Genomic DNA, 15,619 nt, shown 5'->3' with positions numbered 1-15,619 from the left:
AGTTTTGCGGCAAAAACCCTTAGGCGGAGCAGTGATCTCAACTTCCGGCAAATCGCCAGCGTCCGCCGCGACGCGCCGAAAACTCTCGGCCCGTCTCGGCTCTGGCGCCAAACGCCCTCACCAGGGGGCGTTCATCAGCGAATTCGCCGCCATCTCCAGGTAGTCCAGCAGCGCCTTGCGGTGCTCGTCATCGAGCAGCTCGGGTTCGATCTCGGCTACGGCGATTCGCATGCAACGCAACCACGCGTCGCGCTCCAGCGGACCGATGGTGAACGGATGATGCCGCATCCGCAGCCGAGGGTGCCCGCGCTCCTCGCCGTAGGTCCGCGGCCCACCCCAGTACTGCTCCAGGAACATGCGCAGCCTGCGCTCGGCCGGGCCGAGATCTTCCTCGGGATAGAGCGGGCGCAACACCTCGTCGGTCGCCACCTCGCGGTAGAACGCCGCGACGATGCGTTGGAACGTTTCCGCTCCGCCGACCGCGTCATAGAACGACGTCGCCTGTTCTGCCGATGCTGTCTGCTCGCCCGAAGTCATAGACCCTCTCGATTCGCTGGATGCGCCGACGTCCATTGTGCCCGTGCTCGGCATCGGCAGCCCACACCGCGGTTTCTCGGGGCGGTAAATCGCGGGCCGGCGGCTCTTCAGCCACAGTTAACCGGACATTGTTGAAAATCACCGTGCAATAGCCGACGTTCCATGGTCAACTGGGTGGCAATCTCTGCCGAGCTAACAGCATGATCCTGCCAATCATGAAATTGAGGTCCAGATGAAGCAGCGGCACAGCGCCAGATCACACGAGGCGCGGACACACCGACAACTCCAGCCCGCCGACGTCCACAATCGTGGGTCGGGGGCTACTCCGCTGCACATCTTGTCCGATCATTATCCGGGCGCGCATCACGGTCACGCCGATCATGCGCACCGCTCCGCACCGCCGCACAGCGAGAGTCCGAGCTGGTTGAAGCGCCGGGTGCTGCTTCTGAACGCCACCTACGAGCCGCTCACCGCTCTGTCCGCGCGTCGCGCGATCGTCTTGCTCATCTGCGATAAAGCAGACACCGTCCATCACGACGTCGAAGGTCCGGTCGTCCATTCCGCCGAATCCGCCGTCACGATTCCCTCGGTGATCCGCCTGCGCACCTATGTCCACGTGCCGTATCGGGCCCGCGTCCCGATGACCCGCGCCGCACTCATGCACCGCGACCGCTATCGCTGCGGCTACTGCGGCGGCAAAGCCGAAACCATCGACCACGTCATCCCGCGCAGCCGGGGCGGGGAACACTCCTGGGAGAACTGCGTCGCCAGCTGTGCGCCGTGCAATCACCGTAAGGCCGACAAGATGCTGAGCGAGCTGGGCTGGACCCTGCGCTCACCGCTGGTCTCGCCGAAGGGACCGCACTGGCGGCTGCTGTCCACGACAGCCGATCTGGACCCGGTGTGGTTGCAGTACCTGGGTGAAGGCGCCGCCTAGCCCCGGTTCGACACAGGGCCTAGGTGTACTCGATCACCAAGGTTGCCCAGGTGGCGGGCTCCAGTGCCTCGAAGAGGTGTGGGAGATCGCCGGGGTAGGAGATGTAGTCGCCCGGGGACAGGTCGACGGGTTCATCGATCAAGCCGACTTTGGCGCGACCGCTCGCGAGTAGTACGTGCTCGACCACACCTGGAATGTGTGGCTCCGAGCGGCGTGCGTGGCCTGGTTCGACGGTGATCCGGAACAGGTCGCGGCGGGAGTTGGGCGGGCTCGCGGCCAGCAGAGTCGCGCGGTAGTCGGATTCCGCGGCGGCGACCACCGGGCCCTCCCCCGCGCGGATCACCTGAACGGTGGGGCGTGGCGGGTCGAGCAGGCCGGAGAACGGCATGTCCAATGCGACGCACAGTGCCCACAGGGTTTCCAGGCTCGGATTGCCGGTGCCCGATTCCAATTGGGAGAGCGTGGATTTCGCGATGCCCGCGCGATTAGCCACCTCGGTGAGGGACAGGCCCGCGCGGGTGCGTTCACGGCGCAAGGCGGCGGCGATCACCGCCTGAGGTGTCTGCGCCGGTGAGTCCCGCTGTGCCACTTGCCCTCCCATCGTGTGATCGAACACTCAACAGGAAACCATATTGACGGATCGGTTCGCTGTGTTCACTATAAGCTACATGCGTTCGATATGGCGAACACTCGGGCGGGATACGTTCTCCGGGATCGCGGCGGTATGCCTTGCCGTCGCGGTGATCGGCGTGTCCTACGGTGCGACCGCGGTAACCACCGGCCTGCCCGCGTGGCTGCCCATTGTGCTTGGGATCGTGGTGCTCGCCGGGGGTGCGGAGTTTCTGTTCATCGGGATCGTCGCGGCCGGCGGCAGTCCGATCGCGGCCGTGCTGGCCGGGCTGGTGGTCAACGCTCGGCATCTGCCGTACGGGTTGTCGGTGCCCGATGTGGTCGGCACCGGGTGGCGGCGGCTCCTCGGGGTGCACCTGATGAACGACGAGTCGGTGGCGATGTCGCTGGCCCAACCCGATGCCGAGCGGAAGCGGGCTGCCTACTGGGCCTGCGGTTTCGGCGTGCTGCTGGCCTGGCCCGTCGGTGCCGCGCTCGGTGCGCTGATCGGGTCCTTTGTGCCGGATACCGCGGCGTTCGGGTTGGACGCGGTGTTCCCTGCGGTGCTGCTCGCGTTGATCGTTCCGGCGTTGCGGGACACAGCGACACGGCGTGCGGCGTTGGTGGGGGCTGTGGCGGCGGTCGCCAGTGCACCGTTCTTGCCTGCGGGAATGCCTGTGCTGATGGCGCTTTCGGGATTGTTCTTCGTGCGGCCTTGGGGCGGCAAAGGAACCACTGCCGAATCGGAAGCTGTTGCACCAGCGCCGAATTGCGAGCGGACCACCTGCGAATCAGGTGTCGAGTAATGCTGATCGCAGGCATGATCGCCCTCGCCCTCGGAACCTACGCCTTCCGCTGGTCCGGACCAGCGCTCCGCGACCGTATCCGCTTCCCCGCCCGCACAATTCAGCTCCTGGAGGTCGGCGCTGTCGTCCTGCTCGCCGCTCTGGTGGCAGTCACCGCGCTGCCCACCGCCTCCGGCCACTTCGGATTCGCGCTGCCCGCAGGTGTTCTCGTCGCCGCGTTGCTGGCCTGGCGCAAACAACCCATCCTCCTGGTAATCCTCGCCGCCGCAACAACCACCGCCCTCCTACGCCTACTCGGTCTCCCCTGACTCGCCCGTTCACCATCAACGGCACCGCTGAGGACAACAGCCGCACCTGTTCTCGGGATTCGCACCGGCTGTGGGGGCCCCAAGCCAGTGCGAATCCCAAAATGAGTGCAGATCTCGATATGCCGCGAACGGCGCGATCCGCTGCCCTGCTGAGCCGTCGGCGATGGGTCAGCTCGGGGACAGGGAGATGCCGCCACCTCGGCGGCGGGCCACCGAACCGTAGCGGGCGTCGATGCGCAGCCAGGTGTTGGTAGCGCGGACTCGGACGATTTCGGTGGGGAGGATGCGGGCGGGATCGGCCTTGTCACCGGAGTGCGGGATGAAATCCATTGCGGTGAGGGCGAAGACGACGCGCATCGGGACCTCCACCTCGAGGTCACCGCCGGAGACGGTCAGCACAGGCTGGTCGAGCAGCGAGGCGGGCGGGCCGTGACTGCTGCCGTGTTCCTTGGCCAACCGCGCGCCCTGCTCGGCGAGTTCGACCAGGGTGCGGGCCGGGACATCGTCGATGTGGGTGAAACCGTCCATCGGGGGCAGTGCGCCACGCCAGGCGGAGTCCATCGAGTAGCCGAGGTCGATGGGCAGGCCGGAGCTGAGCCCGGCCAGCACCATGTCGGCGCCGACGGTGACGTCATCGACGCCGAGCTCACCGACGATGGTGCGGACCGCGAGCGCCTCGAAACCCGTTGCCACCCAGGCCGAGACGTGCTGCTCCCCGCGGCGGCGGATACGTACCACCACCGCGGGGTCCAGCCGCAGTGCCCGAGTCAGGAACGTCGCGAGATTCTCTCGCTCCGCCGGATCGGGCACGTGCAGCACACGCTGTTCCGGCATCACGGCTGTGCTGCCGTTCGCGCTACGTGACTAACGATGTGGATCAATCCATCCACTCGGCGAGATAGTCGCGTTCGGCATCGGTGAGCCTGCGCAACCGCTGCGCGGACATGTCGAACGCGGCGATCTGGGTGGACGCGATCACCGCGGCCGGCGAGTCCGGCGCCGCACTGGCGGCACGCACCTCGTAGCCGATGGTGAAGTCGACCGCCCGCAGCTGCTCGATCCACATGGCGATATCGAGCGGCGTGTCCTCGTGCCGCAGCTGACCGCGGTAGCGCACCCGCAGGTCGGCCAGCACACAGCCGGTGCCGAGCGCGGCGGTCGGCCTCCCGGGCTCGAGCAGCCACGGGATCCGCGCCTCCTCCAGCAGGGTCACCATCCGGGCATGGTTCACATGCTGGAAAGCATCCATGTCCGACCATCTGACCTCTACCTGGGTGTGGAAACGCTTGGGCAGCACGACGTTGCCGCCGTGTGCCTTCCCGTTACCGTTCAACGAGCTCGTCAACGTGGTACCTCCGATTGGGCGCCCACCCCGCTCACCATGCTTCGCACTTGCCGCGCCGCAACCGACAGCGTGGCGAGATCGTGGGTTCCGGACTCGAACAACTCCGACAGTGCCGCTCGGGCGCGCCCGAGCCGGGACTGGTTCTTCGACTCCCAGTATGCAATCTTCTCGTCGGCGCTCTCTTCCGGGTCACCGGCGGAGAGCACATCGAGGGTCAGCGAGCGCAGCGACGAGTACATATCGTCGCGCAGCGCGAGCCTGGCCAGCGAGTGCCAGCGGTCGCCGCGTTCGAGGTGGCTGACCGCCTGGAGCAACCAGTCGATCTTGAGGTGCTCGTTGAGCGCGTAGTAGAGCGCACCGACCTCGTCGCCGTCGCGATCGGTGATGTCGGCGATATCCACGATGTCGAGCAGCGGGAACAGGTTGAGCAGCCCGAACACCTCGGTGGCCAGGTCGGTCGGCGCACCGCGGGCGATGAGCTCGGCCGACTGATCGGTGAGCGTCGCGACGTGGTGTCCGCGCAGCCAGCCCGGCACCTTCGGCGCCAGTGCCTGCACGTCCTGGCAGTACCGGTTGATCTCCGCACCGACCGCGATCGGCTGCGGACGGTTGCTCAGGAACCAGCGCGACGCCCGGTCCAGCGTCCGCTTGGTCTCCAGTTCCAGCAGGTCACGCACCGCGGTGGTGGCGTCGGCCGCCCGGATCCTGGCCCACATCTCCGGCAGGCCGAAGATCTCGGTGGCCGCGGCGAACGCGCGCACCGAATCGGTGGCCGTGGCGCCGGTCTCCTCGCTCAACCGGTGCGCGTAGGTGATGCCGCCGTAGTCGACCATCTCATTCACGATCATCGTGGTGAGGATCTCCCGGCGCAGCCGGTGCTTCTTGATCGCGGCGCCGAACCGGTCGCGCAGCGGCGTCGGGAAGTAGTCCGGCAGCCGGGTGACGAAGAACGGGCTGTCCGGCAGATCCGTGTCGAGCAGGTCGGCCTTGAGCGAAAGCTTCACGTGCGCCATGAGATTGGCGAGTTCCGGCGACGTCAGGCCGGTGCCCTCCTCCAGCATGCGCTTCAGCTGCGTCTTCGACGGCAGCGCCTCCAGCTCGCGGTCGAGGCCGCGGCGCTCCTCGAGATCCTCGATCAGGCGCATGTGCACGTTCAGCATCTGCGATGCGTCGGTGCGCGACATGCCCATCAGGAAGTTCTGCGCCACATTGTCTTCCAGCACCATCCGCGCGACCTCGTCGGTCATCGAGGCGAGCAGCGGGTTGCGTTCCGGCGCTGGCAGCTGGCCCGCGCTGACCACACCGTCGAGCAGCACCTTGATGTTGACCTCGTGGTCGGAGCAGTCGACGCCGGCCGAGTTGTCGAGCGCGTCGGTGTTCATCTTGCCGCCGTGGCGGCAGAACTCGATGCGGCCGAGCGCTGTGGCACCCAGGTTGCCGCCCTCGCCGATCACCTTGACGCGCAACTCGTTTCCGTTGACGCGGACCAGATCGTTGGACTTGTCGCCCACGTCGGCGTTGGACTCGGTGCTCGCCTTGATGTAGGTGCCGATGCCGCCGTTCCACAGCAGCTGAGCCGGCGCGAGCAGGATGGCGCGCACCAACTCGGGCGGGGAAAGCGACTCCACATCGTCGGCCAGCCCCAACGCCTTTCGCGCCTGCGGGCTGATCGGCACCGACTTCACCGTGCGGTCCCACACGCCGCCGCCCTTGCTGATGAGCGAGGCGTCGTAGTCGGCCCACGACGAGCGAGGCAGCTTGAACATCCGCTGCCGTTCGGCGTAAGAGGCAGCGGTGTCCGGGTTCGGATCCAGGAAGATGTGCCGGTGGTCGAACGCCGCGAGCAGGCGGATGTGCTCGGACAGCAGCATGCCGTTGCCGAAGACGTCACCACTCATGTCGCCGATGCCGACGACGGTGAAATCCTCGGTCTGGGTGTCGATGTCCATTTCCTGGAAGTGGCGTTTGACGCTCTCCCAGGCACCCTTGGCGGTGATGCCCATGGCCTTGTGGTCGTAGCCCACCGAGCCGCCCGAGGCGAACGCGTCGCCGAGCCAGAAACCGTAGCGCTTGGCCACATCGTTGGCGATGTCGGAGAAGGTGGCGGTGCCCTTGTCGGCGGCCACCACCAGGTAGGTGTCGTCGCCGTCGCGGCGCACCACCCGGGCGGGCGGCACTACATTGCCGGTCGCGCGATCCACGTTGTCGGTGACGTCGAGCAGGCCGGAGATGAAGGTGCGGTAGCAGCTGACGCCCTCGGCGCCGAGGGCCTGCCGGTCCGCGACGGGGTCGCCGGTGGCGGCAGGCGGCTGCTTCACGACGAAGCCACCCTTCGCACCGACGGGGACGATCACCGCGTTCTTCACCGCCTGGGCCTTCACCAGGCCGAGCACCTCGGTACGGAAGTCCTCCAGCCGGTCCGACCAGCGCAACCCACCACGGGCCACCGAGCCGAACCGCAGGTGCACACCCTCGACCCGCGGCGAGTACACGAAGATCTCGAATTGCGGCCTGGGCTTGGGCAATTCGCTGATCTCCCGCGGCTCGACCTTCATCGAGATGTAGTCACGCGCCATGCCCTCGGCGTCGGTGACGTAGTAGTTGGTGCGCAGCGTCGCCCTGATCAGGTTGAGGATGGCGCGCAGGATGCGGTCGGCGTCGAGGCTGACCACCTCGTCGATCCGGCCGCGGACCTGGATCTCCAGCTCGGCGGCGTGCTCGGCCGAGAAGTTGTCCGGGTCGAAGCGTGCCCCGAACAGGTCCACGAACAGCCGAGCCACGTCCGGGTAGGTGAGCAGCACCCGGGAGATGTTGGCCTGGCTGTACGGGAAACCGGCCTGCTGCAGGTACTTCGCGTAAGCGCGCAGGATCGATACCGCACGCCACGGCAGGCGTGCGCGCAGCACCAGTTCGTTGAGTCCGTCCGCTTCCGCGCGGCCGTACCAGGCCGCCTCGAAGGCCTCGGTGAACCGCTCGCGCAGGCCACGGACCTCCGCCTCCAGCACGGCGGCCCGCTTGGACGACTCGAGCAGTTCCGCATCCAGGTCGCGGTCGAGCGCGCTGCGCAGCAACTCGGCGCGGGCCAGCAGACCGAAGTCGTAGATCCAGCGTTCGCCGCCGGTGCTCGGGTCACCGCCGGGCTGTGGCTCCAGTTCGAGCTGGTACGGACGCTCGTCGACAACTTCCACACCGAGGCTCTGCAGGACCGGAAGCACCTGGCTCAGTGAGATGCCGGGGCCTGCGACGTAGAGCGAGAACCGCCAGGTGCCCGGGTCGGAATCCGCGTTGCGGTACAGGTATTGGTCGATGCCACCCTCGCGCAGGCGCTCCAGGCGAACGATGTCGGCGAGCGCGCGGCCTGCCTCGAAGTCCTCCTTGTAGGCGTCCGGGAACGCCTCGGCGTAGCGCTGCACGACCGCCGGGTCGAGCATGGTGGAGGTGCTGACCTCGTCGTTCAGGTGGTCTTCCCAGGTCCTGCTCGCCTCGGCGAGCAGGCCCTGGATGCGCAAGCGGTTCGCCTCGGAGGTGTCCGCGGGCGGTGCCGCGTAGCGCGGGGCGCCGAACTCGGCCTCGGGCATGCGGACCGTGAAATACACACTGGCCAGGTCGCTTTCGCCGACCCGCGCGGAGTAATCGATGGAGACGCCGCCCAGTTCGCGGACCAGGATCTCCTGCATCTCCAGCCGCACCCGGGTGGTGTAGCGGTCGCGCGGCAGGTAGACCATGCAGGCGACGAAGCGGCCGTAGCCGTCGGCGCGCAGGAACAGCCGGACCTGTCTGCGCAGGCCGATGTTCAGCACCGCGAGGGCGGTCCGGCGCATCGTCTCGGCGTCGGAGGAGAACAGCTCGGTGCGCGGGAAGGACTGGATGACCTCGAGCATCGCCTGCCCGGAGAACGACTCCAGGTCGAAACCGCTCTCCTCGATCACCGAGCGCACCCGGCGCTCGATCACCGGGATGTCGAGCACGTTCTCGTGCACCGCGGTGACCGTGAAGACGCCGATGAACAGGTGCTCGCCGACGATGGTGCCTGCCTCGTCGAAGTCGGCGACACCGATGAAGTACGGATACACCGAGCGGTGCACGGTGGCGGGTACCAGACCCTGGGTCAGCATCAGCAGCGGGCGGTCGGCGGCGTTGATCGGCACCCGGAAGTCGGTGCCGACGTCGGGCCGGAGCACGCCGAGGCAGGTGCCCGGCATCGGGTTGGACGACTCGCGCCCCTGCTCGGAGCTCAGCTGGTAGCGGGCGTAGCCGAGCACGGTGAAGTTGCCGCTGGCCAGCCAGCGCAGCAGGTTCGCGGTGTCGGACAGGTCGGTTTCCGCGAACGGTGCGGTGCCCGACTTGGCGGCCAGCTCCAGGTCGTCGGCCAGCCTGCTCTGTACATCCTTGATCGCCTCGGTGTCACCGATGACCTGGCGGACATCGGCGATCACGTTCGGCATGCCGGATTCGATCCGGCTGAGCAGCGCCCGGCTGGTGGCCGGGTGCAGTTGCAGGTGCATCCATGATTCGCGCAGTGCGGTGGCACCGTTGGTGCCGTCCACTACTTCGTGCGGGGCGGCGTGCTGCAGGCGTCCCTCCGCATCGCGCTCGACTTCGAAGATCGGGTGGATTACCTCGCTCACACTGACGCCGAGCCTGTTCAGCGACGAGGTGATCGATTCGACAAGCAGGGGCATGTCGTCGGTGACCAGCTGCACCGCCGCGCCGAGGCCGGAGCCGTCGTCGGGGTGATACACCCGGACCAACGCCCGGCCCGCCGGGCGGTGCATGGCCAACTCCATGTGCCGCCGGAAGATCTGGGTGATGCCGGTGATCGCGCAGTCCACATCGCCAGCGTCGACGTGGCGGAAATACGCCTCCTCGAGGGTCGCCAGTTCGCCGCGCAGTACCTGCGGCAAACTCGCGGCCCACGCCGCACTGGACAATTCGGACGAGACCGTCATTTTTTCGCCAACTCCTCGGATTCGGTTCCGTAACAAAGCGACGCCGGTCCGAGAGTAGCTGTGCGCTGCAGGCGAGGGGGTGAAATCCCTTCCAATCCTGGGGTGTTCACCATCACCGCGGTGTTCGCCACGCGATTGCCCAGCTCGGATGAAGGATCCAGGCACAGCATCGTTCGGACTCGCGAACGTCAGGTGTGCGCGACAGGGTCTTTCTGCGGCGGCAGCGGGGCCGAAGCACCTCGGATCAGCTCGGCCACCATGTCGACGGTGGGAACCGCCGATTGCTCGAACTGTGCCTGCGCATTCACGTGTCCCACACTAGCGAGATTCGAACTGGCTGTGGGCGCCGGTGGGGTGCGGTTGTACCGGATCCGAGACATAACGGACGTCCTTCATCGTGGCGCGACGAACTCGTCGGTCCGGGCCCGGCATTGTGGGCTCGGTGGGGCCGGGATCGAGTCGTGGCGTCAGGTCGATGGCACGACTGGATTCCGGAGCATGTCGGCTAGGCCGAGGCACAACCGAGGTGCGGGCCGACCCGAGGGGTTGGCCGGCCCGCGGTCTCGATCAGTCGCGGGTCAGCTTGCGGTGCGTAACCCGGTGCGGGCGAGCCGCTTCCAGGCCGAGGCGCTCGATCTTGTTGGCCTCGTAGGCCTCGAAGTTGCCCTCGAACCAGAACCACTTGGCGTCGTTGTCCGCGTCGCCCTCCCACGCCAGGATGTGGGTGCAGGTGCGGTCGAGGAACCAGCGATCGTGGGAGATGACCACGGCGCAACCCGGGAACTGTTCGAGCGCGTTCTCCAGCGAACCGAGCGTTTCCACGTCGAGGTCGTTGGTCGGCTCGTCGAGCAGGATCAGGTTTCCACCCTGCTTGAGGGTGAGCGCCAGGTTCAGCCGGTTCCGCTCACCACCGGAGAGCACGCCGGCCGGCTTCTGCTGGTCCGGGCCCTTGAAGCCGAACGCGCTGACGTACGCGCGCGACGGCATTTCCTGGTTACCGACCTGGATGAAGTCGAGGCCCTCGGACACGACCTGCCAGACATTCTTCTTCGGGTCGATGCCTGCCCGGTTCTGGTCGACGTAACTCAGCTTGACCGTCTCGCCGACCTTCACCTCGCCGCTGTCGGGGGATTCGAGCCCGACGATGGTCTTGAACAGCGTGGTCTTACCGACGCCGTTCGGGCCGATCACGCCGACAATGCCGTTGCGCGGCAACGTGAACGACAGATCCTTGATGAGCTGGCGGTCGCCGTAACCCTTGTCCAGGTGCGAGACCTCGACCACCACGTTGCCGAGGCGCGGGCCGGCCGGAATCTGGATCTCTTCGAAATCCAACTTCCTGTGCTTGTCGGCCTCGGCCGCCATTTCCTCGTATCGACCGAGGCGGGCCTTGTTCTTGGCCTGGCGGGCCTTGGCGCCGGAGCGCACCCAGGCCAGCTCGTCCTTGAGCCGCTTCTGCAGCTTCTGGTCCTTCTTGCCCTGCACCTCGAGCCGCTGGGCCTTCTTCTCCAGGTAGGTGGAGTAGTTGCCCTCGTAGGGGTAGGCGCGGCCACGGTCGAGTTCGAGGATCCACTCGGCGACGTTGTCCAGGAAGTACCGGTCGTGGGTGACCGCGAGCACGGCGCCCGCGTACGCGGCCAGGTGCTGCTCGAGCCACAGCACGCTCTCGGCGTCGAGGTGGTTGGTCGGCTCGTCGAGCAGCAGCAGGTCGGGCTTGCTCAGCAGCAGCTTGCACAGCGCGACGCGGCGGCGCTCACCACCGGAGAGCTGGGTGACCGGCTCGTCCGGCGGCGGGCAGCGCAGCGCGTCCATGGCCTGCTCCAGCTGGGAGTCGACGTCCCACGCGTCGGCGTGGTCCAGGTCCTCCTGCAACTTGCCCATTTCTTCCATGAGCTCGTCGGAGTAGTCGGTGGCCATCAGCTCGGCGATCTCGTTGAAGCGATCCAGCTTCACCTTGATCTCGCCGAGGCCCTCCTCGACGTTGCCGCGAACCGTCTTCTCTTCGTTCAGCGGCGGCTCCTGCTGCAGGATGCCGACCGTCGCGCCGTTGGCGAGAAAGGCGTCGCCGTTGTTCGGCTGGTCCAGTCCGGCCATGATCTTGAGCACGCTGGATTTACCGGCGCCGTTCGGGCCGACGACACCGATCTTGGCGCCGGGAAGGAAGTTCAAGGTGACATCGTCGAGCACGACTTTGTCGCCGTGCGCCTTGCGAACCTTCTTCATCGTGTAAATGAACTCAGCCATAAGGAGGAAGCCTATCGGTGTCGGAAACGGTGAGTTGAACCGGCGGATACCCCTCGCAACGCGCGGCCGGAACGGCGCCGCGCCGGGGTCAGGCGTCGGCGTGCTCGGGGTGGGTTGTCCGGGGTGGCGCCGCAACTGCGGCAGCGACATTCTCCCCCGGCCCATCGCCTGCCGGCCCTGGTTGTTCAGCGCCGAAGCCATCTCCAGTATTCCGCATCTCCGACCACCGGGTCACCTGGGCGACGCAGCGAGCGAGGTCGGGTCCGACGGCGCTGGCCCGCATCTCCAGGTCGCGCCGTTCCGAGCCGTCCTTGCTGCGATATTCCAGCGAACGCAACTGACCGTGGGCGATGACCGGATCGCCGCGGCGCAACGAGCCCTCGACCCCTGCCACCAGCCTGCGCCAGCAGTTCACCGTGAGAAACAAGGTGCCGTTGTCCACCCACTCCCCCGTCGTGCGGTCCAGTCGGCGCGAGTTGCTCGCCATCCGGAAGCTCAGCACCTGCTCACCGTTGGACAGGTCCCGCTTCACCGGATTGTTGACGATGGTGCCGATCACGGTCGCGTTCGCCTCGTACATGATGACGCCCCTTCGCATTCGACCCGTGGCGGTTGCCCGGGGACTTCCTCCCCGCGAGGAGTGCCTCCAGCCTCATCGATTCGGCGGACGGCCGGGCGCCGCGATCCGAGAATGTGGACAACTTTCTCGGATGTGGACATCCCGCGCTTCTTTCAGGGCAAAGGGATGCGAAAGCGACTACAGCACGGAGAGATCCGTGTTGGCACCGCAGAGGACGATCACCGGACGTTCATCGTCGGCAGGCACATACACACCGCTCTGCACCGCCGCCAATGCCGCCGCACCCGCGAACTCCACCACGACGCGGAACTCGCGCCACAGGTAATCGCGGGCCGTCGCGATGGCGTCGTCGGTCACCAGCAGCGAACGCACCTGATAACGCCGCGCGATATCCATCGCGATATCGCCGATTCTGGTGGCGCCCAAGGATTCCGCCGCGATGCTGGACACGCCGACCTCGACCGGCCGGTTCGCGGACAACGCCGCATGCAGGGTGGGAATGCCTTCCGGCTCGACGCCGATCACCTGCTGCCGGCGGCCGATCGCGGCCGCAATGCCCGCCACCAGCCCACCACCGCCCACCGCGGCGAGCACCGACGGCCGCCCGCGCACCTGCTCCTCGATTTCCAAGCCGACCACACCCGCGCCCGCGACGATCGCGGGCAGATCATAGGCATGCAGTTGCAGCGCATTACGTTCCGCGGCGAGCTCGTTCGCGTAATCGAGCGCCTCGGCGTATGTCGTTCCGTGCCAGAGCACCTCGGCACCGTGCGACCACATCGCGGCCACCTTGGTATGCGGCGCCGACTCCGGAACGACCACGGTGCAGGACTTTCCGAGCTGCGCGGCCGCCAGCGCGGCGGCGATACCCGCGTTGCCGCCGGACGCGATGACCACCTGGTCGACGCTCGCCGCGGATTCCAGCAGCGCGTTGAGGCTGCCCCGGACCTTGAAAGTGCCACCGTGCTGCAGGTATTCGAGCTTCATGGTGACCGGTACCGGACCGTTCGGCCCGGTCACGGTGGTGTGGAAGACCGGTGTCTTGCGGATCCGTCCGGCCAGCCGCTTACGCGCGGCCCGCACATCGGATCGGTAGATCCGATCGATCGGTCTGTGTTCGGAGAAAACTACGGACCGTTCGTTCACAACCACACCTTGACCACGCTCGACTCCACCATGACCTGAGACCGCACGCCCGCAGGCATGGTCTTACCCCTACTTGTGTACCCCTCCATCGCGTTTGGCCAGCTCCGCGAACATCGCGTTGTGCGCGGAGAGGGCGGCGTCATGGTCGCGGTCGGCGGCTCGATCGGTGCGCTGCGCCAGCTTTCGATCGCTGCGCGACCACTGGATGAGCAGGGCGAGCATCACCACGACGAGCGGCACCTCACCGCTGGCCCAAGCCAGGCTACCGCCGGTGCGCTGGTCACCGAGCAGGTCGCCGTTCCAGTCGAGGCCGAGACTGCGGTAGAACCAGCCGCCGAGGACGGTGGTCATGCTCATCAGCGCGATACCGAAGAACGCGTGGAAAGGCAGCGAACCGAACACCATGCCGAGTTTGGTCAGCGGTTCCACCTGGCGCGGTTTGGGATCGATGCCGATGACAACCCAGTAGAACAGATAGCCGCTGAGCAGGAAGTGCAGGTTCATCAGCAGGTGTGCCGCATGCGAATCCGCATACGTGTTGAAGATCCCGCCGAGGTAGAGCGCGTAGAAACCGCCTACGAAGATGACCGACGCCACGATCGGGTGGGTCAGGAAGCGCGACACCGGATTGTGCACCGCGGCCAGAATCCACTCGCGTGGTCCGGGAGCGCCGGTGCGTCCGGCGGGCGGCAGGGCTCGCAACGCGAGCGTCACCGCCCCGCCCAGCGCGAACAGAATCGGCGCGAGCATGGACAGCGCCATGTGCGCGCCCATGTGCACGCTGAACATCGCGGGCGCATACCGCCCCACCCCGGACGAGGTGGCGATCAGCAGGACAACGCAGCCGGACAGCCAGGCGATGGTCCGCCCGACCGGCCACGCGTCGCCGCGGGCCCGAAGTCGGCGCACACCGAGCAGGTACACCGCCGCGAGCACGATCGCCAGCGTCCCGAAGATCAGGTCGAATCGCCAGTCGAAAAGCAGTCGCCCGACGGTCGGAGGACCGGCCAGGTTGTAGCCGAGTTCCACCTCGGCGGGCGTCGGGATCGAGGTCGGTGGTGGTGGCGGGGTCCGGCCGAGGCCGACCGCGAGCCCCATGGTCGCCGCGAAGATCAGCACCTCGACCCCGGCGAACCGGATCAGCGCGCCACGGTCGGCCGGGTTCGCGGCGAGCGCAGGCAGTGCGGCGCGCCGCTGCGCAAAGCCGATCAGACCGAGGATCAGCAGCGCGGCGGCCTTGGCGAGCACCAGCCTGCCGTAGGTGGTGGTGAACAGTTCGTCCCACGGCACCCGGACCCAGGAGTTGATCACGCCGCTGACCCCGATGGTGACGAACGCGAGGGTGGCGGTCAGCGAGAACCGCCGCGCGGCCAGATCGGTGTGCGCGCCACCACGGCGTGCATGCGCCAGTAGCGCGAACAAGCCGCCCACCCAGATCGCGGCCGAAACCAGGTGCAGGATCAGGCTGTTGGTGGCGACATCGTGCGCGCCGCCCGAAGACGAGTGCCCGGTCAACGCCAGCGGCATCATCGTCACGATCGACCCGGCGAACAGCACCGGCGTCCACCCCCAGCGCAACGCGAGCCGGGCGCCGACCGCCACGATCAGCGCGAAGATCACCGTGGTCCGCCAGGCGCCCGCCAGCTCGATCTGATCGATGGCGCGCCACAAGCCGTCCGGTCGCAGCGTGTCACCGACCGGCTGCCCCGTGGTGTCCGACACCGTCAACGGAACGAGCAGGGCGGCGCACACAGCCCAGATGAGCGCGAAGTTCGAGGCACGCCGAATCGCGCGATACCCACCGACGTCGAGCAAGCCGCTCGCTTGCGGCGGCACCAGGAACGCGGCGAACAGCAGCGAACCGACGGTCAGCGCCGCCGACAGATCGGCGAGCGCGCGCACCGCGGGCAGGCCGTACGTGGTCAGCGGACCCGGATCCGGGATGCCGAGCAGACTCAACGCGTGCGCCGCGGACATCGCGACCACCAGCGCCGCGACCACCGCCGCGATCGCCCCCGCCAGCGTGATGATCACCGCGTATGTCGCCGCCGGCCGAGTGACCTCCGGACCTGATGAAGCGGACGGATCCTGCGCTGACGACATACGACACAGCGTAGTTCGATTGTTATCGCGTGGCCGCGTCGGGTTTGTGCCGATA

12 protein-coding genes are annotated in these 15,619 nt (G+C 67.2%); 3 read left to right on the top strand and 9 right to left on the bottom strand.

Going from position 1 to position 15,619, the window contains the following annotated elements:
* Positions 1-117: 117 nt before the first annotated feature.
* Entirely contained in the window at positions 118-537 is a 420-nt protein-coding gene (locus DMB37_RS29215; protein ID WP_135235425.1) for a globin, read from the bottom strand.
* Between the two features lie 232 nt (positions 538-769).
* Here DMB37_RS29215 and DMB37_RS29210 point away from each other — a divergent pair, with 232 nt between their 5' ends.
* A complete protein-coding gene (locus DMB37_RS29210) occupies positions 770-1,474 on the top strand; it encodes an HNH endonuclease (protein WP_228542192.1) in 705 nt (234 codons plus the stop codon).
* A gap of 19 nt (positions 1,475-1,493) precedes the next feature.
* Here DMB37_RS29210 and DMB37_RS29205 read toward each other — a convergent pair whose 3' ends face one another.
* Positions 1,494-2,063, bottom strand: a complete 570-nt coding sequence (locus DMB37_RS29205) for a helix-turn-helix domain-containing protein (RefSeq protein WP_240771700.1) — start codon at positions 2,061-2,063, stop codon at positions 1,494-1,496.
* A 79-nt stretch (positions 2,064-2,142) separates the two neighbouring features.
* Here DMB37_RS29205 and DMB37_RS29200 point away from each other — a divergent pair, with 79 nt between their 5' ends.
* A complete protein-coding gene (locus tag DMB37_RS29200; RefSeq protein WP_135235423.1) occupies positions 2,143-2,889 on the top strand; it encodes an AzlC family ABC transporter permease in 747 nt (248 codons plus the stop codon).
* Positions 2,889-3,197 carry an AzlD domain-containing protein gene (locus tag DMB37_RS29195; RefSeq protein WP_135235422.1) on the top strand — a complete coding sequence of 103 codons (309 nt, stop codon included), beginning with the start codon at positions 2,889-2,891 and terminating at the stop codon, positions 3,195-3,197. The genes DMB37_RS29200 and DMB37_RS29195 overlap by 1 nt, the downstream gene beginning before the upstream one ends.
* Positions 3,198-3,365: 168 nt before the next feature.
* Here the strand turns inward: DMB37_RS29195 and DMB37_RS29190 are convergent, their stop codons facing one another.
* From DMB37_RS29190 to DMB37_RS29160, 7 genes are all read right to left on the bottom strand, one after another.
* Positions 3,366-4,031 carry a hypothetical protein gene (locus DMB37_RS29190; RefSeq protein ID WP_135235421.1) on the bottom strand — a complete coding sequence of 222 codons (666 nt, stop codon included), beginning with the start codon at positions 4,029-4,031 and terminating at the stop codon, positions 3,366-3,368.
* Between the two features lie 43 nt (positions 4,032-4,074).
* Positions 4,075-4,446 carry a thioesterase family protein gene (locus DMB37_RS29185; RefSeq protein ID WP_240772588.1) on the bottom strand — a complete coding sequence of 124 codons (372 nt, stop codon included), beginning with the start codon at positions 4,444-4,446 and terminating at the stop codon, positions 4,075-4,077.
* A gap of 92 nt (positions 4,447-4,538) precedes the next feature.
* Complete coding sequence (locus tag DMB37_RS29180) at positions 4,539-9,491, bottom strand: NAD-glutamate dehydrogenase (RefSeq protein ID WP_135235420.1); 4,953 nt, start codon at positions 9,489-9,491, stop codon at positions 4,539-4,541.
* A 567-nt stretch (positions 9,492-10,058) separates the two neighbouring features.
* Positions 10,059-11,735 carry an energy-dependent translational throttle protein EttA gene (gene ettA, locus DMB37_RS29175; protein ID WP_135235419.1) on the bottom strand — a complete coding sequence of 559 codons (1,677 nt, stop codon included), beginning with the start codon at positions 11,733-11,735 and terminating at the stop codon, positions 10,059-10,061.
* 88 nt (positions 11,736-11,823) lie between these two features.
* Positions 11,824-12,315 (bottom strand): single-stranded DNA-binding protein, encoded by a 492-nt coding sequence (locus DMB37_RS29170; protein WP_135235418.1) that lies wholly within the window; start codon positions 12,313-12,315, stop codon positions 11,824-11,826.
* A gap of 177 nt (positions 12,316-12,492) precedes the next feature.
* On the bottom strand, positions 12,493-13,461 hold the full coding sequence (locus tag DMB37_RS29165; RefSeq protein WP_135235417.1) for a threonine/serine dehydratase: 969 nt from the start codon (positions 13,459-13,461) through the stop codon (positions 12,493-12,495).
* 69 nt (positions 13,462-13,530) lie between these two features.
* A complete protein-coding gene (locus DMB37_RS29160; protein ID WP_135235416.1) occupies positions 13,531-15,564 on the bottom strand; it encodes a cytochrome c oxidase assembly protein in 2,034 nt (677 codons plus the stop codon).
* Between the last annotated feature and the right edge of the window lie 55 nt (positions 15,565-15,619).

Source organism: Nocardia sp. CS682, from assembly GCF_004634405.1.
Taxonomy (GTDB): Bacteria; Actinomycetota; Actinomycetes; order Mycobacteriales; family Mycobacteriaceae; genus Nocardia; species Nocardia ninae.
Note: the sequence above shows the minus strand (reverse complement) of the source record. Positions and strands in the feature narration are given on the sequence as shown.